The sequence below is a fragment of the Pseudomonas sp. 31-12 genome, from assembly GCF_003151075.1.
Taxonomy (GTDB): domain Bacteria; phylum Pseudomonadota; class Gammaproteobacteria; order Pseudomonadales; family Pseudomonadaceae; genus Aquipseudomonas.
In genome coordinates this window covers 5,760,956-5,780,109 of the sequence record NZ_CP029482.1, presented here as the reverse complement: position 1 = coordinate 5,780,109, position 19,154 = coordinate 5,760,956, and the positions used below count along the sequence as shown (strand labels likewise).

At 60.9% G+C, this 19,154-nt stretch carries 18 protein-coding genes and 1 other RNA gene; 15 read left to right on the top strand and 4 right to left on the bottom strand.

The genetic code is table 11. The annotated features are described in order from the left end of the window. The first annotated feature begins 4 nt into the window (after window positions 1–4). Window positions 5–418: a ClpXP protease specificity-enhancing factor gene (locus tag DJ564_RS27235; protein WP_008155980.1), complete on the top strand. Its 414-nt coding sequence runs from the start codon at window positions 5–7 to the stop codon at window positions 416–418. A 54-nt stretch (window positions 419–472) separates the two neighbouring features. Here the strand turns inward: DJ564_RS27235 and DJ564_RS27230 are convergent, their stop codons facing one another. The 4 genes from DJ564_RS27230 to DJ564_RS27215 all read right to left on the bottom strand — a co-directional run bounded on the left by DJ564_RS27230 (window position 473) and on the right by DJ564_RS27215 (window position 3,919). After that, entirely contained in the window at window positions 473–1,051 is a 579-nt protein-coding gene (locus DJ564_RS27230) for a BON domain-containing protein (RefSeq protein WP_109634717.1), read from the bottom strand. Further along, window positions 1,048–1,641: a phosphoheptose isomerase gene (locus tag DJ564_RS27225; RefSeq protein WP_008025961.1), complete on the bottom strand. Its 594-nt coding sequence runs from the start codon at window positions 1,639–1,641 to the stop codon at window positions 1,048–1,050. Before DJ564_RS27225 ends, DJ564_RS27230 begins: the two co-directional genes overlap by 4 nt. Window positions 1,642–1,745: 104 nt before the next feature. Continuing rightward, complete coding sequence (locus tag DJ564_RS27220; protein WP_007904371.1) at window positions 1,746–2,108, bottom strand: YraN family protein; 363 nt, start codon at window positions 2,106–2,108, stop codon at window positions 1,746–1,748. Further along, entirely contained in the window at window positions 2,108–3,919 is a 1,812-nt protein-coding gene (locus DJ564_RS27215) for a penicillin-binding protein activator (RefSeq protein ID WP_109634716.1), read from the bottom strand. Before DJ564_RS27215 ends, DJ564_RS27220 begins: the two co-directional genes overlap by 1 nt. 175 nt (window positions 3,920–4,094) lie before the next feature. Here DJ564_RS27215 and rsmI point away from each other — a divergent pair, with 175 nt between their 5' ends. The 14 genes from rsmI to DJ564_RS27145 all read left to right on the top strand — a co-directional run bounded on the left by rsmI (window position 4,095) and on the right by DJ564_RS27145 (window position 19,150). Then, the gene (rsmI, locus tag DJ564_RS27210; RefSeq protein WP_167362276.1) at window positions 4,095–5,000 is read left to right on the top strand and encodes a 16S rRNA (cytidine(1402)-2'-O)-methyltransferase; all 906 of its coding nucleotides are present in this window, start codon (window positions 4,095–4,097) and stop codon (window positions 4,998–5,000) included. 76 nt (window positions 5,001–5,076) lie between these two features. Beyond that, an RNA gene (rnpB, locus tag DJ564_RS27205) (RNase P RNA component class A) lies at window positions 5,077–5,430 on the top strand. Between the two features lie 354 nt (window positions 5,431–5,784). Further along, a complete protein-coding gene (gene mraZ, locus DJ564_RS27200; RefSeq protein ID WP_008147486.1) occupies window positions 5,785–6,240 on the top strand; it encodes a division/cell wall cluster transcriptional repressor MraZ in 456 nt (151 codons plus the stop codon). Continuing rightward, entirely contained in the window at window positions 6,237–7,184 is a 948-nt protein-coding gene (gene rsmH, locus DJ564_RS27195; RefSeq protein ID WP_162556246.1) for a 16S rRNA (cytosine(1402)-N(4))-methyltransferase RsmH, read from the top strand. The genes mraZ and rsmH overlap by 4 nt, the downstream gene beginning before the upstream one ends. After that, complete coding sequence (gene ftsL / locus DJ564_RS27190; RefSeq protein WP_010458132.1) at window positions 7,181–7,474, top strand: cell division protein FtsL; 294 nt, start codon at window positions 7,181–7,183, stop codon at window positions 7,472–7,474. The genes rsmH and ftsL overlap by 4 nt, the downstream gene beginning before the upstream one ends. Then, window positions 7,474–9,213, top strand: coding sequence for a penicillin-binding protein 2 (locus tag DJ564_RS27185; RefSeq protein ID WP_178082359.1), 1,740 nt, complete (start codon window positions 7,474–7,476; stop codon window positions 9,211–9,213). The genes ftsL and DJ564_RS27185 overlap by 1 nt, the downstream gene beginning before the upstream one ends. Next, window positions 9,213–10,676 carry a UDP-N-acetylmuramoyl-L-alanyl-D-glutamate--2,6-diaminopimelate ligase gene (locus DJ564_RS27180; protein ID WP_109634712.1) on the top strand — a complete coding sequence of 488 codons (1,464 nt, stop codon included), beginning with the start codon at window positions 9,213–9,215 and terminating at the stop codon, window positions 10,674–10,676. Before DJ564_RS27185 ends, DJ564_RS27180 begins: the two co-directional genes overlap by 1 nt. Continuing rightward, window positions 10,669–12,036, top strand: coding sequence for a UDP-N-acetylmuramoyl-tripeptide--D-alanyl-D-alanine ligase (murF, locus tag DJ564_RS27175; RefSeq protein WP_109634711.1), 1,368 nt, complete (start codon window positions 10,669–10,671; stop codon window positions 12,034–12,036). Before DJ564_RS27180 ends, murF begins: the two co-directional genes overlap by 8 nt. Next, window positions 12,036–13,118, top strand: coding sequence for a phospho-N-acetylmuramoyl-pentapeptide-transferase (gene mraY / locus DJ564_RS27170; protein ID WP_109634708.1), 1,083 nt, complete (start codon window positions 12,036–12,038; stop codon window positions 13,116–13,118). Before murF ends, mraY begins: the two co-directional genes overlap by 1 nt. 5 nt (window positions 13,119–13,123) lie before the next feature. Next, the gene (gene murD, locus DJ564_RS27165; protein WP_109634706.1) at window positions 13,124–14,470 is read left to right on the top strand and encodes a UDP-N-acetylmuramoyl-L-alanine--D-glutamate ligase; all 1,347 of its coding nucleotides are present in this window, start codon (window positions 13,124–13,126) and stop codon (window positions 14,468–14,470) included. Beyond that, the gene (ftsW, locus tag DJ564_RS27160; protein WP_109634705.1) at window positions 14,467–15,684 is read left to right on the top strand and encodes a putative lipid II flippase FtsW; all 1,218 of its coding nucleotides are present in this window, start codon (window positions 14,467–14,469) and stop codon (window positions 15,682–15,684) included. Before murD ends, ftsW begins: the two co-directional genes overlap by 4 nt. Continuing rightward, window positions 15,674–16,744: an undecaprenyldiphospho-muramoylpentapeptide beta-N-acetylglucosaminyltransferase gene (gene murG, locus DJ564_RS27155; protein WP_109634703.1), complete on the top strand. Its 1,071-nt coding sequence runs from the start codon at window positions 15,674–15,676 to the stop codon at window positions 16,742–16,744. The genes ftsW and murG overlap by 11 nt, the downstream gene beginning before the upstream one ends. Then, window positions 16,737–18,197 (top strand): UDP-N-acetylmuramate--L-alanine ligase, encoded by a 1,461-nt coding sequence (gene murC / locus DJ564_RS27150; protein ID WP_109634701.1) that lies wholly within the window; start codon window positions 16,737–16,739, stop codon window positions 18,195–18,197. The genes murG and murC overlap by 8 nt, the downstream gene beginning before the upstream one ends. After that, the gene (locus tag DJ564_RS27145) at window positions 18,194–19,150 is read left to right on the top strand and encodes a D-alanine--D-alanine ligase (RefSeq protein ID WP_095130490.1); all 957 of its coding nucleotides are present in this window, start codon (window positions 18,194–18,196) and stop codon (window positions 19,148–19,150) included. Before murC ends, DJ564_RS27145 begins: the two co-directional genes overlap by 4 nt. Window positions 19,151–19,154: the final 4 nt, after the last annotated feature.

The following is a 19,154-nucleotide window of genomic DNA, read 5'->3' as shown; positions in this document are numbered from 1 at the left end:
CGCTATGAACTCCAGTCGACCTTATCTGGTCCGCGCGCTCTACGAGTGGATTGTGGACAACGATTGCACCCCGCACATGCTGGTCAATTCCGAGTATCCGTCGGTGCAGGTGCCTCAGGGTTTTGCCAGTGACGGACAGATTGTCCTGAACGTATCACCGGCTGCCGTGCGTCATCTGCACATGGACAACGAGGCGGTCAGCTTCGAAGGGCGCTTCGGTGGCGTACCGCACACCCTGTACGTGCCTATCGCATCGATCCTGGGTATTTACGCCCGGGAGAATGGCCAGGGCATGGTGTTCGATCTGGAATCGCCTATGGAAGACGAGGAAGAGATCGAGCCGGATGATGATATTCCGCCGCCCGACAGTGAGCCGCCGCGTCCCAGCGGTCGACCCAGTTTGAAAGTGGTGAAGTAATAAAAAAGGCGATCCGGATGGATCGCCTTTTTTGTGCCTGCTCCCCCCAAGGGGTCAGTCGATGTACTCAAACAACTTCACAATCTTCTGCACACCGGAAACGCTCTGCACCAGGTTGGTGGCCTGCGCCGCTTCCTGCTTGGTCAGCAGACCCAGCAGATAAACGATGCCGTTCTCGGTGACGACCTTGATGCGCGAACCCGGGATGTTCGGGTCGGTGAGCATCTGGGTCTTGATCTTGGAGGTCAGCCAGGTGTCGTTCTGGCGGGCAAGGAAGCCTGATGGCGGCAGCACTTGCAGTTCGTTATGCACCTTCTTCACCCGCTGAACCGCAGCGGCAGCCTGTTCGGCCTTGGCCTTGAGGTCTGCGGTCGGTGTTTGCCCGGCGAGCAGCACGACACCGTTGAAGCTGGTGACGACGATGTGCGAATCGTTGTCCAGGGCCGGATCGGCCTTGGCGACGTTCACGCCGACTTTTGTGTCGATCAGGGAGTCGTCGATCTTGCTGCCGAAGGTGCGCGTTCCGCGGTCATCTTCAATTGGCGCTTCACGGCTGGCTTTAACCACCGAAGTGCAGCCGCTGATGCCGAGGCACAGGGTCAAGGCCAGAAGGCCTAGGCGATTAGGGGTCATTCTTCACTCCCGAACAGTTGGCTGTCGATCAAATCGCAAAGGCAATGGATCGCCAGCAGGTGGACTTCCTGAATACGTGCGGTGACGTTGGCCGGTACGCGAATCTCGACGTCCTCGGGCAATAGCAGCGACGCCATGCCGCCGCCATCACGACCGGTCAATGCTACGACAATCATTTCGCGATCATGTGCGGCCTGGATCGCTTGAATTATGTTCGCCGAGTTGCCGCTGGTGGAAATTGCCAGCAATACGTCACCTGGCTGGCCGAGGGCGCGGATCTGTTTGGAGAAGATTTCGTTGTAGCTGTAATCGTTGGCGATCGAGGTGATCGTCGAGCTGTCGGTGGTCAGCGCAATGGCTGGCAGGCTCGGGCGTTCGCGCTCGAAGCGGTTGAGCAGCTCGGATGAGAAGTGCTGGGCGTCACCGGCGGAGCCGCCGTTGCCGCACGAAAGCATTTTGCCCTCGTTGAGCAGGGCGTTGACCATCACCTGGCTGGCTTGCTCGATGTGCGGTGCAAGTACGTCCATCGCCATTTGCTTGGTGTCGATACTGGCCTGAAAAAGCTGGCGAATTCGGGATTGCATGTCCATCTGTGTGACCTTAATTAGCGCGGCTACTTGGCACATGAATGTGCAGCCCGCAAAGCAAAGAGCAAAAGTGTTGGGTAAAGGTGTCCGCTTCGGGTCGAGCGTGATCAGCTGTCAAAGGCATTCTGCAACCAGTTCAACTGATCGAGGTTGCTGTCGATGGCAACCACGTCGAAGCGGCAGGGGGAATTGGCCCAACGCGACTCGCGCTGAAGAAAATACTGCGCGGCGAAAATCAGTTTCTGCCGTTTGCGCCCATCGATGCTGTCGAGCGCTCCACCCCACTGGGTGTTTTTTCTGTAGCGGACTTCAACGAATACTACTGTATCGCCATCAAGCATGACCAGATCAAGCTCGCCGCGTTTGCACAACCAGTTCTGCGCCAGCAGGCGCAGACCCTGTTGTTGAAGATGCTCGAGCGCGTGGCGCTCGGCATCTTTACCGCTTTGCTGGCGTGACCTGTCAGGCATCAGCGCGGGGTATCCGGCAGGCGTTGAACCTGGCCGCTGACGAACTGTGCCCACGGCAACTGGCGCACCACGCGCTGGTTCTGGGTCATGCCCAGGCTGCCCGACTGGCCTTCAATGCGGCTGTCCGGCAGCGCCTTGAGTTGGCCCAGTCGCGGCGCCAGGCGATACGCATCCACGCCCATTGCGTACAGGCGGCCGAGGCTGCCGGCGGCTTGTGGCCATTGTGCGGTGACCTGTTTGCGCAGCGGATCATTGGCGTCCAGCAACCATGGGGTTTCGCAGAAGCGAATACCGTTCATGTCGTTGTACTGATTCACATCGCCGCTGGCACTGAATACGTGTGACGTGGCGTAAACCGGCACATCACCCGCGTACTGGAAGTTCAGGGTCGGTTTTATCTGCTGGGCCTGTTGCGGGGTCGCGGCCAGGAAGATGAACTCGATGTCCTGACGGCGCGAAGGCTGGGCCGCTACCTGCGAACCAACGGTGCTTTGCAAGCTTTTGGCGCGACCTTCGCTCTGACGCAGCTGGAACATGTCGGCAATCTGCTGGGCCAGTTGCACTGGTTGGTCAACGCGTTCGGTCGCAACGATGCTGCCACCGTTGGCTTGCCAGTCCTGGCTGAAGGCGCGCAACACGCGATCGCCCCATTCGCCTTTCGGCACCATGATCGCGGCGCGATGCAGGCCGTCGGCGCGGGCACGACGAGACACTTCACGGGCTTCGTCTTCAGCGGCCAGGCCAAACTGGAACAGCTGGGCCGGACCTTGTTCGCCTTCGCTGTAGTTCAGCGCCAGGGTCGTGATCGGCAGTTGCGGGCGAGCGCTGAGCTGTTTGACCAGCGGTTTTTCCAGCGGACCGACTACCAGTTGCACGCCGTCGGCCTGGGCCTTGCGGTAGAACTCGTCCATCGAGGTCAGTTTCGAGCTGTCATAGAACTCGATGGCTGGCGGCTTCTGCCCGGCTTGTTGAGCTTGGTAGTGAGCGGCCATGAAGCCCTCGCGCAGTGCTTTGCCGACCGAGGCCAGCGGGCCGTCTTGCGGCAGCAGCAGGGCGATCTTGCTCAACGGCTGGCTGGCCAGTTCCTTGAGCTTGGTCAGTGGCAGCGGCAACTGAATGGCGGCCGGGTGCTTGGGGTTCTGGGCGCGCCAGTTGTCGATCGCGGCTTGCTGCTGTTCCAGGGTGCCGGCGGTTTTTACCGCCAGTGCCAGGCCCATCCAGCCACCGAGATCATCATTGGTGGTGGGTTGCAGTTGATCGGTTGGCAGCGAGGCGATCAGAGTCCAGATCGCTTCGTGGTTTTTAGCGGCCGCTTCACCTTCGAGCATTGGCGCAATGAAGATGCGCTCCCGTGCAGCCGGCAGTGTCTGGCCATCGGCCTCAAGGGCGCGAGCATGAACGGTGCCGGTGCGAACCTGTTGCTCGACCGGCAATTCGCTCAGGCGTTGCAGGCTCGGATGGCTCAGCGCAGTCAGCGCCGCCTTCGGCTGGTTGCGCGCCATGGCCAGTTCAGCCGCCAGGGTGCTGGCGAAGACTTGTTGGCCGGGCTTGAGTTGTTCCACCGGAACCTGTTGCAGGATTTGCGCGGACTGGCCGGCATTGCCCTGACGATAAGCCAGGTCGGCCGCGCTCAGGCGCAACAGCGCGGCTTTTTCCGGGTCCTTGCTTTGAGCAGCCTGTTCGAGCAGTTGCTCGATACTGGCGTCCGGGGTCCGTGGAAGTTCGCCAAGGCTGGAGGAGGGCGAGCTGGCGCAAGCCGCCAGCAAGGCAGCGAGGCAGAGGGCAGTGAACAGCCGCAGGCAAGCGATCATGTAGTGTTCCTGATACTCGATCAAATTAGCGTGGAATTGTACCCAAGCACTGGCCGGGGCGCGATGTTACTGGCGTGAATCGATCAATTTAGCTCGTACAAATGTTGCAGCGCTGCACAAACGCCTGAAAAACCCGAGGAGGGCGGGGCGATCGCAAGCGCCGCTACGCGCTACAATGTCGCCTTTTACCGATCATGAGGTGTGCGCTTTGACTGCTCCAGGTGCTTTGAATTCCGCTGCTGGCTCGCTTTATGTGGTGGCGACGCCCATCGGCAACCTGGACGACATCAGTGCGCGTGCGCTGAAAATCCTGCGCGACGTCGCGTTGATCGCCGCCGAAGACACCCGTCACTCCCAGCGCTTGATGCAGCATTTCGGCATTCCGACGCCGCTGGCAGCCTGTCATGAGCACAACGAGCGAGATGAAGGTAGCCGCTTTATCACGCGATTGCTGGCGGGCGACGATGTGGCGCTGATCTCCGATGCTGGCACGCCGTTGATTTCCGATCCGGGTTATCACCTGGTGCGTCAGGCCCGTGCTGCCGGGATCAATGTGGTGCCGGTCCCGGGGGCCTGTGCATTGATCGCAGCGTTGTCGGCGGCGGGCCTACCGTCGGACCGCTTCATTTTCGAAGGTTTCCTGCCGGCCAAGGCTGTCGGTCGCCGTGCTCGCCTCGAGCTGGTCAAGGAAGAGCCGCGCACGCTGATTTTTTATGAAGCGCCACATCGCATCCTTGAGTGCCTGCAAGACATGGAGCTGGTGTTCGGCCCCGAGCGTCCGGCGTTGCTGGCCCGTGAAATCACCAAAACGTTCGAAACCCTCAAAGGTTTGCCGCTGGCCGAGTTGCGCGAGTTCGTCGAGTCGGACAGCAATCAGCAGCGCGGCGAGTGCGTGGTATTGGTGGCCGGCTGGTCGGTTCCTGAGACCGAGGACGCGGTCAGCAGCGAAGCCATGCGCATCCTCAATCTGTTGCTTGAAGAAATGCCGCTCAAGCGTGCGGCGGCATTGGCGGCGCAAATTACCGGTGAGCGCAAGAATGTGCTCTATCAGGTGGCGCTGGATAAACAGAAGGGCGAGTAAAAACCCGACGCGCAGGATCAGCTGAAGGCGTTTAGCGCTTGTTCTTCGGCCGCTCTGCCGTTAACCTTCGCGGCGGAGAGTCGATTGGACAGTCGCTGCCCTCTATGAAAATTAGGGGGGGGAGGAAAGTCCGGGCTCCATAGGGCGAAGTGCCAGGTAATGCCTGGGAGGCGTGAGCCTACGGAAAGTGCCACAGAAAATAACCGCCTAAGCGCTTCGGCGCCGGTAAGGGTGAAAAGGTGCGGTAAGAGCGCACCGCACGTCTGGCAACAGTTCGTGGCTAGGTAAACCCCACTTGGAGCAAGACCAAATAGGGTCCCAAGGCGTGGCCCGCGCTGGGACCGGGTAGGTTGCTAAAGATGTCCAGTGATGGCCATCGTAGACGAATGACTGTTCAAGACAGAACCCGGCTTACAGATCGACTCTCCACCTTTTTTCTCCCCCTGCTTTAATCATTGAGCAGGGTGCTGGTAGTAGCAATTTCCCTCCTTCCAGAATCGTTGCCAGAACACTTTCGTAATACCGAAAAAATCTTACTCTTAACAAATTACTTTAACTTTCGAACGCAGCCTTCTGTGCTGATTCAAGTTATTGAGCAAAATCACACGTCAGATTCTCGTTGCACCTCTGTTTACCCTCCTAAATCTCAGTTCTGTAAGGGTTTTCCTTTAAACCGCGCCTTGACGGTGCGGTGGCCGCATTCCTATAGTGTGCGCAAGTGGCGGAAAGTGGCATGAAGTGGGTTTTTTGAGCGTAAAACGCTAATATTTGGAGAAACGCTGACGTGTTTCGCGGAGCTAACGCTATCAGTCTCGACGCAAAGGGCCGTCTCGCTATGCCGAGCCGGTACCGTGACGAGCTCGTTTCGCGTAGTTCCGGTCAGTTGATCGTCACAATTGATGCCGTTGATCCGTGTTTGTGTGTTTACCCCCTCGATGAGTGGGAAATTATCGAAACCAAACTGCGCGCACTGCCTTCGCTTCGCGAAGAGAACCGCCGCCTGCAACGTTTACTGATTGGTAATGCCGTCGACCTCGAGCTCGATGGCAGTGGTCGTTTTCTGGTTCCACCGCGTCTTCGTGAATATGCCAAGTTGGATAAGCGCGCGATGTTGGTAGGCCAACTGAACAAGTTCCAATTGTGGGACGAGGATGCCTGGGATGCGGTTTCTGCCGCTGACCTGGCTGCTATTCAACAACCGGGCGCCATGCCTGATGAACTGCGTGATTTGATCCTGTGACTATTGATAGCGGCTTTAACCACATCACCGTACTGCTCGACGAAGCCGTGGAGGCTCTCGCCGTACGTCCTGATGGCTGCTATCTGGACGGCACGTTCGGGCGCGGCGGGCACAGTCGGTTGATCCTCCGCCAGCTGGGCCCCGATGGTCGGGTCCTCGGATTCGACAAAGATCCTCAAGCGATTGCCACCGGGCAAACGCTAGCGGCCGAAGACGGCCGCTTTGTCGTTGTGCAACGCAGCTTTGCCGAGCTCGGTTCGGAAGTGGCCGAACGCGGTCTGCACGGCAAGGTCAGCGGCGTTTTGCTCGACCTAGGCGTGTCTTCGCCGCAGCTCGACGACCCTGAGCGCGGCTTCAGTTTCCTCAATGATGGCCCGCTGGACATGCGCATGGACCCGTCCCGCGGAATCAGCGCTGCCGAATTCGTCAACACCGCACCGGTGGAAGAAATCGCCCGGGTATTCAAGGAATACGGCGAAGAGCGTTTCTCTGGCCGCATGGCCCGTGCCGTGGCCGAGCGCCGAGACATCAAGCCGTTCGAGCGCACAGCCGACCTGGCTGAAGTCTTGAAAGTCGCCAACCCCGCATGGGAAAAGGGCAAGAACCCCGCCACCCGTGCGTTCCAGGGCCTGCGTATTCACGTCAACAACGAACTGGGTGATCTGGAAGCCGGCCTCGAAGCTGCACTGGACTGCCTGGAAATCGGTGGCCGCCTGGTCGTCATCAGCTTCCACTCGCTGGAAGACCGCATCGTCAAACTGTTCATGCGCAAACTGGTAAAAGGCGAAGCCGACAACCTGCCGCGCAACCTGCCGGTCCGTCACGTCGCTTTCGAACCGATCATCAAAATTCATGGCAAAGCGCAGTCCGCCTCCGAGGCCGAACTCAAAGCCAACCCACGTTCGCGCAGCGCCGTCATGCGCGTCGCGGAGAAGCTGCGGTGAGCAAGCTTTTCGCCAAGCCTCTTCCCGGCGGAAGCTTTTTCATGCTGCTGCTGTTTATTGGCGTGCTCGTGTCGGCCATTGGCGTGTCGTACAGCGCCCACTGGAACCGGCAGTTGCTGAACTCGCTGTACGCCGAGTTGAGTGTGCGCGACAAGGCGCAGGCGGAGTGGGGCCGGTTGATTCTCGAGCAGAGCACCTGGACTGCCCACAGCCGTATCGAAGTGCTGGCCACCGAGCAACTGAAGATGCGCATTCCCGGCGCCGCTGAAGTGCAGATGGTGGCGCCATGATGAAACTCGAGGGCGCACTGTTTCCATGGCGTTTCCGCCTGGTGCTGGGCTTGCTCGGGGTCATGGTTGCGGCTATATGCTGGCGGATCATCGATCTGCAAGTCGTCGACCGCGCCTTCCTTAAAAGCCAGGGCGATGCGCGCAGCGTTCGTCACATTCCGATTCCGGCTCACCGTGGTCTGATCACCGACCGTAACGGCGAGCCTTTGGCCGTGAGTACGCCGGTCACCACGCTGTGGGCGAACGCCAAGGAAATGCAGCTGGCCAAAGAGAAGTGGCCAGCACTGGCGGCGGCTCTGGGCCAAGACCCTAAAGCCCTGGCCGAGCGCCTCGAAGCCCAGGCCAACAAAGAATTCATCTACCTCGTGCGCGGGCTCACCCCCGAGCAGGGCCAATCTGTACTCGATCTGAAAGTGCCGGGTGTCTACGGCATCGAAGAATTCCGGCGCTTCTATCCGGCCGGTGAAGTCACCGCGCACATGGTCGGTTTTACCGACATCGATGACCATGGTCGTGAAGGGGTCGAACTGGCCTACGACGAATGGCTGGCCGGGGTCCCTGGCAAGCGGCAGGTCATCAAGGATCGGCGTGGCCGACTTATCAAGGATGTCCAGGTCACCAAAAACGCCAAGGCCGGCAAGCCCTTGGCGTTGTCCATTGACCTGCGTCTGCAATACCTGGCCAACCGCGAGTTGCGTAACGCGATCATTGAGAACGGCGCCAAGGCCGGCAGCCTGGTGATCATGGACGTGAAGACCGGCGAGATCCTCGCCATGGTCAACCAGCCGACCTACAACCCGAACAACCGTCGCCACCTGCAACCGGCGATGATGCGCAACCGCGCCATGATCGACGTGTTCGAGCCGGGTTCGACCATGAAAGCCATTTCCATGAGTGCCGCGATCGAAACCGGGCGTTGGAAGCCGAGCGACACCGTCGAGGTGTACCCGGGCACTTTGCAGATTGGTAAATACACCATCAAGGACGTCTCCAAGTCCGAAGGCCCGGTGCTTGACCTGACCGGCATCCTGATCAATTCCAGTAACGTCGGCATGAGTAAGGTCGCGTTCGATATCGGCGGCGAAACCATCTTCCGCCTCGCGCAGAAAGTCGGCCTCGGCCAGGACACCGGCCTCGGCTTCCCGGGCGAGCGCGTCGGCAACCTGCCGAACTACCGCGAATGGCGCAAGGCTGAAACCGCAACGTTGTCCTACGGCTACGGTATTTCCGTCACCGCGATCCAGTTGGTCCACGCCTTCTCGGCCCTGGCCAACAATGGTCGACTCGCGCCGCTGACCCTGATCAAGACCGACAAGCCGGCGCAAACCACGCAAGTGCTGCCCGAAGCCGTCGCGAAAACCATGCAGACCATGCTGACCCAGGTGATCGAAGCCCCGCGCGGTGTGTTCCGTGCGCAGGTGCCGGCGTATCACGTGGCTGGCAAGTCGGGTACGGCGCGTAAGACGTCGGTCGGCACCAAAGGCTACGCCGAGAATTCCTACCGCTCGCTGTTCGCCGGTTTCGGCCCGATGAGCGATCCGCGTTACGCGATCGTGGTGGTGATCGATGAACCGACCAAGGCCGGTTACTTCGGTGGTCTGGTCTCGGCGCCGGTGTTCAGCAAGGTGATGTCCGGGACGTTGCGCCTGATGAACATCACCCCGGACAACCTGCCGCCGACGCAAACCGCTAACGCCACACCGGTCGTTCCACTGAAAGCCAATGGAGGGCGCGGCTGATGTCTCTTAGTCTGAATAAAATTTTCGCCCACGCTGGCCGCGATCTGTTGATCCGCGAACTGACCCTGGACAGCCGCAACGTGCGGGCTGGCGATCTGTTTCTTGCCGTTCCTGGCGGCAAGTTCGACGGGCGCGCGCACATCGCCGACGCCTTGCAGCGCGGTGCTGCTGCGGTGGCTTATGAAGTCGAAGGCGCTACCGTATTGCCGATCACCGACGTGCCGCTGATTCCGGTCAAAGGCCTGGCGGCGCAACTGTCGGACATCGCCGGTCGCTTTTATGGCGACCCGAGCCGGCACCTGAACTTGGTTGGCGTAACCGGCACCAATGGCAAAACCAGCGTCACGCAGTTGGTTGCGCAGGCCCTGGACTTGCTCGGACAGCATTGCGGCATCGTCGGCACCCTGGGCACCGGTTTCTACGGCGCGCTGGAAAGCGGCCTGCACACCACGCCGAACCCGATCGCCGTACAAGCGACCTTGGCTGACCTTAAAAAGGCCGGTGCCAAAGCCGTCGCCATGGAAGTGTCTTCCCACGGCCTGGATCAAGGTCGCGTGACGGCGTTGGCGTTCGACGTGGCGGTGATGACCAACCTGTCCCGCGATCACCTCGATTACCACGGCACCATGCAAGCCTACGGCGAAGCCAAGGCCAAGCTGTTTGCCTGGAACGATTTGAAGTGCCGGGTGATCAACCTCGACGACGAGTTCGGCCGCCAACTGGCTGCGGACAAACGTGAGTCGCGCCTGATCACCTATAGCCTGGAAGATGCCAGCGCCTACCTCTATTGCCGTGAAGCGCAGTTCGACGACGAAGGCGTGCGCGCCACGCTGGTCACGCCCCAGGGCGAGCATCATTTGCGCAGCACCTTGCTCGGTCGCTTCAACCTGAGCAACGTGCTGGCCGCAGTCGGCGCCTTGCTCGGCCTGGACTACGCGCTGGACGAAATCCTCAAGGTCCTGCCGAAACTCGAAGGTCCGGCCGGTCGCATGCAGCGTCTCGGCGGCGGCACCCAGCCGCTGGTGGTGGTCGATTACGCCCACACGCCGGATGCGCTGGAAAAAGTCTTGATGGCTCTGCGTCCACACGCCAAAGGCCGTTTGCTGTGCCTGTTCGGTTGCGGCGGTGATCGCGATCGCGGCAAGCGTCCGCTGATGGCCGAAGTGGTAGAGCGTCTGGCCGACGGTGTGCTGGTCACCGATGACAACCCGCGCACCGAAGATCCTTCGCTGATTTTTGATGACATTCGCGCTGGTTTTACCGCTGTGGATAAAGTCACCTTTGTCGCCGGCCGTGGTCAGGCGATTGCCCAGTTGATCGCCAGCGCCTCGGCGGATGACGTGATTGTCCTGGCCGGTAAAGGTCACGAGGACTATCAGGAAATCAACGGCGAGCGTCACGCTTTCTCCGATCTGGTCGAGGCTGATCATGCCTTGACCGCGTGGGAGGTGGCTCATGCTTAAAGCCTTGAAACTGAGCGAACTGACCGGCGCACTGAATGCACGATTGATCGCGGGCGATGCCACATTCGATGGCGTCAGCATCGACAGCCGCGCGATCAAACCGGGTCAGCTGTTTATTGCCCTGACCGGCCCGCGTTTCGATGGTCATGACTATTTGAACGATGTCGCCAGCAAAGGCGCGGTCGCTGCACTGGTCGAGCGCGAAGTCGCCGACAGCGCATTGCCGCAATTGCTGGTCAAGGACACTCGTCAGGCGTTGGGTCAACTGGGCGCTATGAACCGTGCCGCGTTCACTCAACCAGTGGCGGCGATCACCGGTTCCAGCGGTAAAACCACGGTCAAGGAAATGCTCGCGAGCATCCTGCGCACCCGCGGTCCGGTACTGGCGACCCGTGGCAACCTGAACAACGACCTCGGCGTGCCGCTGACCCTGCTCGAACTCTCGCCGGAACATACCTCCGCCGTGATCGAGCTCGGTGCTTCGCGTCTCGGCGAAATTGCCTACACCGTGGGCATGACCAAGCCGCACGTGGCCGTGCTCAACAATGCCGGGACCGCTCACGTCGGCGAGTTCGGCGGGCCGGAAAAAATCGTTGAAGCCAAGGGCGAGATCATTGAAGGGCTGGATGCCGATGGCGTCGCCGTGCTCAATCTTGACGACAAAGCGTTCGGTATTTGGAAGGCTCGTGCGGGCGGTCGCAAAGTGCTGACTTTCGCCCTGAACAATCCAAGCGCCGACTTCTACGCCAGCGAGCTGGATCGCGATGCGCGTGGTTGCCCTGCCTTCAACCTGCACAGTCCTGAAGGTGTGGAGCGCGTTCAACTGAACCTGCTCGGCACCCATAACGTCGCCAATGCCATGGCCGCCGCCGCTGCCGCGTATGCTCTGGGCGTGTCGCTGTTCGGCATCGCTACCGGTCTCGGCGCGGTGCAACCGGTCAAGGGTCGTACCGTCGCGCAACTGGCCACTAATGGCATACGCGTGATCGATGACACCTACAACGCGAACCCCACCTCCATGTGCGCCGCCGTTGATATACTCGCCGGCTTTTCCGGCCGCACCGTTCTGGTGCTCGGAGATATCGGCGAATTGGGCGATTGGGCGGAGCAGGGGCACCGCGATGTGGGCGAGTACGCCCGCGGCAAGGTTTCCGCGCTTTACGCTGTCGGGCCACTGATGGCTCACGCCGTGAACGCTTTCGGTCCCCAGGCCTTTCACTTCAGCACTCAGGCTGAGCTGATCAAGGCCTTGGGCGCCGAGCAAGACACCAACACCACCATTTTGATCAAGGGCTCGCGCAGCGCTGCGATGGAAAACATCGTCGCCGCTTTGTGCGGGTCCAGCCTGGAGAAACATTAATGCTGCTGCTGTTAGCGGAGTACCTACAACAGTTCTACAAAGGCTTCGCGGTCTTTCAGTACCTGACCCTGCGCGGGATCCTCGGTGTGCTGACCGCGCTGGTTTTGTCGCTGTGCTATGGCCCGTGGATGATCCGCACGTTGCAGAACCGTCAGATCGGTCAATCCGTTCGCAATGACGGTCCACAATCGCACCTTTCAAAATCGGGCACCCCGACCATGGGCGGCGCACTGATTCTGTCGTCTATCGGTGTCAGCACCTTGCTTTGGGCTGACCTGAGCAACCGTTATGTCTGGACCGTGTTGCTGGTGACGTTGCTGTTCGGTGCTATCGGTTGGGTCGACGACTATCGCAAGGTGATCGAGAAAAACTCTAAAGGCCTGCCGAGCCGCTGGAAGTATTTCTGGCAGTCGGTGTTCGGCCTCGGCGCGGCGATCTTCCTTTATATGACCGCTGCGACGCCGGTAGAAACCACCCTGATCCTGCCGATGCTCAAGGACTACAGCATTCCGCTGGGCATAGGCTTTGTCGTTCTGACCTATTTCGTGATTGTCGGCTCGAGCAATGCGGTCAACCTGACCGATGGCCTCGACGGTCTGGCGATCATGCCGACGGTGATGGTCGGCGGCGGCCTGGGGATCTTCTGCTACCTGTCCGGTAACGTGAAATTCGCTGAATACCTGCTGATTCCTTACGTGCCGGGTGCCGGTGAGTTGATCGTGTTCTGCGGTGCCTTGATCGGTGCGGGCCTCGGTTTCCTCTGGTTCAACACCTATCCGGCGCAAGTCTTCATGGGCGACGTCGGCGCACTGGCGCTGGGCGCAGCGCTTGGCACGATCGCGGTGATCGTCCGCCAGGAAATCGTCCTGTTCATCATGGGCGGCGTGTTCGTGATGGAAACCCTGTCTGTCGTTATCCAGGTTGCTTCTTTCAAGCTGACCGGTCGCCGCGTATTCCGCATGGCGCCGATTCACCACCACTTTGAACTCAAGGGCTGGCCTGAACCACGCGTGATCGTCCGTTTCTGGATCATCACCGTGATTCTCGTACTGGTCGGCCTTGCCACCCTGAAGCTGAGGTAGAACGAGTGTCTCTGATCGCTTCTGACCACTTCCGCATCATTGTCGGCCTCGGCAAGAGCGGCATGTCCCTGGTTCGCTTCCTGGCGAACCGGGGCACGTCGTTTGCTGTGGCTGATACGCGGGAAAATCCACCGGAACTGGCCACGCTCAAGCGTGACTATCCGCACGTGGAAGTGCGTTGTGGCGAGCTGGACGTCGAATTCCTGTGCCGTGCCGACGAGCTCTACGTGAGCCCCGGCCTGGCGCTGGCGACCCCGGCCCTGCAGGCTGCCGCCGCCCGTGGCGTGAAATTGTCCGGCGACATCGAGCTGTTCGCGCGTAACGCGAAGGCGCCGATTGTCGCCATCAGCGGTTCCAACGCGAAAAGCACCGTCACCACCCTGGTTGGCGAGATGGCAGTGGCGGCGGGCAAGCGTGTCGCTGTCGGTGGCAACCTCGGTACGCCGGCGCTGGATCTGCTCGACGACGACGTCGAGTTGTACGTGATGGAACTGTCGAGCTTCCAGCTCGAAACCACCGATCAACTCAACGCCGAAGTGGCGACCGTGCTTAATGTCAGCGAAGACCACATGGACCGCTACAGCGGTCTGCCGGCCTATCACCTGGCCAAGCACCGGATCTTCCGTGGCGCCAAACAGTTTGTGGTCAACCGTCAGGACGCCCTGAGCCGTCCGCTGATGGGCGAGGGCCAGCCGTGCTGGACTTTCGGTTTGAGCAAACCCGATTTCAAGGCCTTCGGGATCCGCGAAGAAGACGGCGAGAAGTACCTGGCCTTCGAATTCCAGAACCTGATGCCGGTGCGCGAGTTGAAGATTCGTGGCGCCCACAACCAGTCCAACGCCCTGGCGGCCTTGGCCCTGGGCCACGCCGTCGGTCTGCCGTTCGACGCCATGCTCTCGAGCTTGCGCACCTTCGCTGGCCTCGAGCATCGCTGCCAATGGGTTCGTGACCTGGGTGGCGTGAGCTATTACAACGATTCCAAAGCCACCAACGTCGGCGCCGCACTGGCCGCCATCGAAGGGCTGGGCGCGGACATCGACGGCAAACTCGTGCTGATCGCCGGTGGCGATGGCAAGGGTGCCGAGTTCAAGGATTTGCGTGACCCGGTGGCGGTCAACTGCCGCGCCGTGGTGTTGATGGGCCGTGACAGTGACCTGATCGGTCAGGCCATCGGCGATGCCGTGCCGCTGATTCGCGTCAGTTCACTGGAGGAAGCGGTCGCACAGTGCCGCGCCGTCGCCGAGCCAGGCGACGCCGTGCTGTTGTCGCCTGCCTGCGCCAGTTTCGACATGTTCAAGAATTACGAAGACCGTGGCCATCAGTTCGTCCGCGCTGTGGAGGAACTGGCATGAGCCTGCTCAATATCATCAAGCCATACCCGTCGCCGATCATCACTGGGCGCGGGATCGACCTCGACTTCCCGATGCTCGCCGGTTGCCTGGCCTTGATCGGTCTCGGGCTGGTGATGATTGCCTCGGCCTCGACCGAAGTGGCGGCCGTGCAGTCGGGCAGTGCCCTGTACTACATGATTCGCCACCTGATCTACATCGTGCTGGGCCTGGGCGCCTGCGTCATCACCATGATGATTCCGATCGCCACCTGGCAACGCTTGGGCTGGCTGATGCTGCTGGGTGCATTCGGTTTGCTGGTGATGGTGATCATCCCGGGGATCGGCCGTGAAGTGAACGGTTCGATGCGCTGGATCGGCTTCAGTTTCTTCAACGTCCAGCCGTCCGAGATCGCCAAGGTGTTCGTGGTGATCTACCTCGCCGGTTATCTGGTACGTCGCCAGAAAGAAGTGCGCGAAAGCTGGATGGGCTTCTTCAAGCCGTTCATCGTTCTGCTGCCCATGGCCGGTCTGTTGCTGATGGAGCCGGATTTCGGTGCCACCGTTGTCATGATGGGCGCGGCAGCGGCGATGCTATTCCTCGGCGGGGTCGGGCTGTTCCGGTTTTCCTTAATGGTGGTCCTCGCGGTCGGGGCGGTGGTGCTGTTGATTCAAGTGCAGCCGTATCGAATGGCGCGTCTGACCAACTTTGCCGATCCGTGGGCCGACCAGTTCGGTGCCGGCTACCAGTTGTCGCAAGCATTGATCGCATTCGGTCGCGGCGAATGGCTGGGCGTTGGCCTGGGCAACAGCGTGCAGAAACAGTTCTACCTGCCGGAAGCCCACACCGACTTCGTGTTCTCGGTGCTGGCCGAAGAGCTGGGCGCCGTGGGTTCCTTGTGCACCGTAGCGCTGTTCGTCTTCGTCTGTGTGCGTGGCATGTACATCGGTTATTGGGCTGAGAAGGCCAAGCAGTTCTTCGCCGCCTACATTGCGTACGGCCTGTCGTTCCTGTGGATCGGCCAGTTCCTGATCAACATCGGGGTGAACGTCGGCCTGCTGCCGACCAAAGGCCTGACCCTGCCGTTCCTCAGTTATGGCGGCAGTTCGCTGGTGATTTGCGGTGCCTGTCTCGGCTTGTTATTGCGCATCGAGTGGGAGAGTCGAACCCACCTGGGCAGCGAAGAGATGGAGTTCCATGAGAGCGACTTCGCCGAGGAGCCGACCCATGGGCGCTAACGTCTTGATCATGGCGGGCGGCACCGGTGGCCATGTGTTCCCGGCGCTGGCGTGCGCCCGCGAATTCCAGGCCCGCGGTTACACCGTGCACTGGCTCGGAACGCCACGCGGCATCGAGAACGACCTGGTGCCGATGGCCGGTATCGAGCTGCACCGGATCAATGCCACCGGTTTGCGCGGCAAGGGCAAGTTGTCCCTGCTCAAGGCTCCGTTCATGGTACTCAAGTCGGTCTGGCAGGCGCGGGCGATCATTCGTCAGCTGCAGCCGGTGTGTGTGGTCGGCTTCGGTGGTTATGTGACCGGTCCTGGTGGCGTTGCCGCCAAACTGGCCGGTGTGCCGGTGATCGTTCATGAGCAGAACGCCGTGGCCGGTACCGCCAATCGGTTGCTGGTGCCGTTGGCCGCCCGAGTCTGTGAAGCGTTCCCCGACACCTTTACCCTGTCGGACAGCCGTCGGACCACCGGTAACCCGGTGCGCACCGAGCTGTTCCTCGAAACACAGCGTCCCGCCCTGGCGGGTCGCAAGGCGCGTTTGCTGATCCTGGGCGGAAGCCTGGGCGCAGAGCCGTTGAACAAGTTGCTGCCTGAAGCCCTGTCGCAAGTCGCCCCCGACCTGCGCCCGGAAGTGTTTCATCAGGCCGGCAAAAACCACGATGAAGTGACTGCAGAGCGCTATCGCGCGGCTGGCGTCGAGGCGCAAGTGCAGCCTTTCATCAAAGACATGGCCCAAGCCTATGGCTGGGCCGACCTGGTGGTGTGCCGCGCAGGCGCGTTGACCATCAGTGAACTGGCTGCCGCCGGTCTGCCCTCGATGCTGGTGCCGTTGCCCCACGCGATCGACGATCACCAGACCCGCAACGCCGATTATTTGGCCCGTGAAGGCGCTGCCTTCCTGATGCCGCAAAGAACGACTGGCGCAGCGGATCTTGCCGCGCGCCTGACAGAGGTCCTGATGCAACCACAACGACTCAACGACATGGCCACCGCGGCACGCCGCCTGGCCAAACCCGATGCAACCCGTAACGTGGTCGATACCTGTCTGGAGGTGGCCCATGGTTGAGAAACAGAAAGCCATGCCGCAACCGGAAATGCGCCGCATCCGTCGCATCCACTTCGTCGGCATCGGCGGCGTGGGCATGTGCGGCATCGCCGAAGTGTTGCTGAACCTGGGCTATGAAGTGTCCGGTTCCGACCTGAAAGCGTCGCCGGTGACCGAGCGTCTCGAGTCCTTTGGCGCGCACATTTTCATCGGCCACCGTGCCGAAAACGCCTCTGCCGCTGACGTGCTGGTGGTATCGAGCGCCGTGAACACCTCCAACCCGGAAGTCGCGTCTGCTCTGGAACGCCGTATCCCTGTGGTGCCGCGAGCCGAAATGCTCGCGGAACTGATGCGCTATCGCCACGGCATCGCCGTTGCCGGTACGCACGGCAAAACCACCACCACCAGCCTGATCGCTTCGGTGTTCGCGGCCGGTGGCCTGGACCCGACGTTCGTCATCGGTGGTCGTCTGAATGCTGCGGGCACCAATGCCCAGCTCGGCACCAGCCGCTACCTGATCGCCGAAGCCGACGAAAGCGATGCCAGTTTCCTGCACCTGCAGCCGCTGGTGGCCGTGGTCACCAACATCGACGCCGACCACATGGCGACCTACGACGGTGACTTCAACAAACTGAAGAAAACCTTCGTCGAGTTCCTCCACAACCTGCCGTTCTACGGTCTGGCGGTGGTGTGCCTGGACGATCCGGTGGTGCGTGAAATCCTGCCACTGGTGAAACGCCCGACGGTCACTTATGGCTTCGGCGATGACTGCGACGTACGCGCCATCAATGTGCGCCAGCAAGGCATGCAAACCTTCTTCACGGTGCTGCGCCCGGATCGCGAGCCGTTGGATGTCTCGGTGAACATGCCGGGCAACCACAACGTATTGAACGCCCTGGCGACCATCTGCATCGCCACCGACGAAGGCGTCAGCGATGAAGCCATCGTCCAGGGCCTGTCCGGCTTCCAGGGTGTCGGCCGACGCTTCCAGGTCTACGGCGAACTGCCGGTAGACGGCGGCAACGTGATGCTGGTCGACGACTACGGTCACCACCCGACCGAAGTCGCGGCCGTGATCCAGGCCGTACGCGGTGGCTGGCCGGAGCGCCGTCTGGTGATGGTTTACCAGCCGCACCGTTACAGCCGCACCCGCGACCTGTACGACGATTTCGTCAATGTACTGGCCGATGCCAACGTCTTGCTGCTGATGGAAGTCTACCCGGCCGGTGAAGAGCCGATCCCGGGCGCCGACAGCCGCAAGCTGTGCAACAGCATTCGCCAGCGCGGTCAGCTCGACCCGATCTACATCGAGCGCGGTGTCGACCTAGCGCCGCTGGTCAAGCCGCTGCTGCGTGCCGGCGACATCCTGCTGTGCCAGGGCGCCGGTGATATCGGTGGCCTCGCCCCGAAACTGTTGGCCAGTCCACTATTCGCGGGAGCTGTTGCCGCGCCGACTGCGGGGAAGTTGAAATGACTGCTGCATACGCCAACCTCGTCTCCACGATCGCGCCGAAAGACTTCGGCCGCGTCGCCGTGCTGTTCGGCGGCAAGAGTGCCGAGCGTGAAGTGTCCCTGAAGTCGGGCAACGCTGTACTCGACGCACTGCTGAGCGCCGGTGTGGATGCGTTCGGCCTCGACGTGGGCGATGACCTTCTGCAGCGTTTGCTGAACGAAAAAATCGATCGCGCCTTCATCATTCTCCACGGCCGTGGCGGTGAAGACGGCAGCATGCAGGGCCTGTTGGAATGCCTGGGTATTCCGTACACCGGCAGCGGCATTCTGGCCTCGGCCCTGGCCATGGACAAGCTGCGCACCAAACAGGTCTGGCACAGCCTCGGTATTCCGACGCCACGCCATGCCGTATTGAGCTCCGAGGCCGATTGTATTTCCGCGGCGACGGAACTGGGCTTCCCTTTGATCGTCAAACCGGCCCATGAAGGTTCAAGTATCGGGATGGCCAAAGTGACCTCCGCGTCGGAGTTGATCGATGCGTGGAAAGCGGCCAGTACCTACGATTCGCAAGTGTTGGTCGAGCAATGGATTCAAGGTCCGGAGTTCACCATCGCCACCCTGCGTGACCAGGTGTTGCCTCCAATTGCCCTGGGCACGACGCACAGCTTCTACGACTACGACGCCAAGTACGTGGCTTCCGATACCCAGTACCGGATCCCGTGTGGCCTGGACAGCAACAAAGAAAAAGAACTGATGGACCTCACGGCGAAAGCCTGTGAGGCGCTGGGTATCGCCGGTTGGGGCAGGGCAGACGTGATGCAGGACGCCGACGGGCAGTTCTGGTTCCTCGAAGTCAACACCGCACCGGGCATGACCGATCACAGCCTGGTGCCGATGGCAGCGCGTGCTGCCGGTCTGGATTTCCAGCAACTGGTTCTGGCGATTCTGGCCGCAAGTATTGAGCCACGAGGGTAAGACC

Bases quoted from the DNA above. Each gene is read 5' to 3' on its own strand.
- DJ564_RS27235 (WP_008155980.1), top strand. From the start codon at position 5: ATGAACTCCAGTCGACCTTATCTGGTCCGCGCGCTCTACGAGTGGATT.
- DJ564_RS27230 (WP_109634717.1), bottom strand. From the start codon at position 1,051: ATGACCCCTAATCGCCTAGGCCTTCTGGCCTTGACCCTGTGCCTCGGC.
- DJ564_RS27225 (WP_008025961.1), bottom strand. From the start codon at position 1,641: ATGGACATGCAATCCCGAATTCGCCAGCTTTTTCAGGCCAGTATCGAC.
- DJ564_RS27220 (WP_007904371.1), bottom strand. From the start codon at position 2,108: ATGCCTGACAGGTCACGCCAGCAAAGCGGTAAAGATGCCGAGCGCCAC.
- DJ564_RS27215 (WP_109634716.1), bottom strand. From the start codon at position 3,919: ATGATCGCTTGCCTGCGGCTGTTCACTGCCCTCTGCCTCGCTGCCTTG.
- rsmI (WP_167362276.1), top strand. From the start codon at position 4,095: ATGTCGCCTTTTACCGATCATGAGGTGTGCGCTTTGACTGCTCCAGGT.
- DJ564_RS27185 (WP_178082359.1), top strand. From the start codon at position 7,474: ATGAAACTCGAGGGCGCACTGTTTCCATGGCGTTTCCGCCTGGTGCTG.
- DJ564_RS27180 (WP_109634712.1), top strand. From the start codon at position 9,213: ATGTCTCTTAGTCTGAATAAAATTTTCGCCCACGCTGGCCGCGATCTG.
- murF (WP_109634711.1), top strand. From the start codon at position 10,669: ATGCTTAAAGCCTTGAAACTGAGCGAACTGACCGGCGCACTGAATGCA.
- mraY (WP_109634708.1), top strand. From the start codon at position 12,036: ATGCTGCTGCTGTTAGCGGAGTACCTACAACAGTTCTACAAAGGCTTC.
- ftsW (WP_109634705.1), top strand. From the start codon at position 14,467: ATGAGCCTGCTCAATATCATCAAGCCATACCCGTCGCCGATCATCACT.
- murG (WP_109634703.1), top strand. From the start codon at position 15,674: ATGGGCGCTAACGTCTTGATCATGGCGGGCGGCACCGGTGGCCATGTG.
- murC (WP_109634701.1), top strand. From the start codon at position 16,737: ATGGTTGAGAAACAGAAAGCCATGCCGCAACCGGAAATGCGCCGCATC.
- DJ564_RS27145 (WP_095130490.1), top strand. From the start codon at position 18,194: ATGACTGCTGCATACGCCAACCTCGTCTCCACGATCGCGCCGAAAGAC.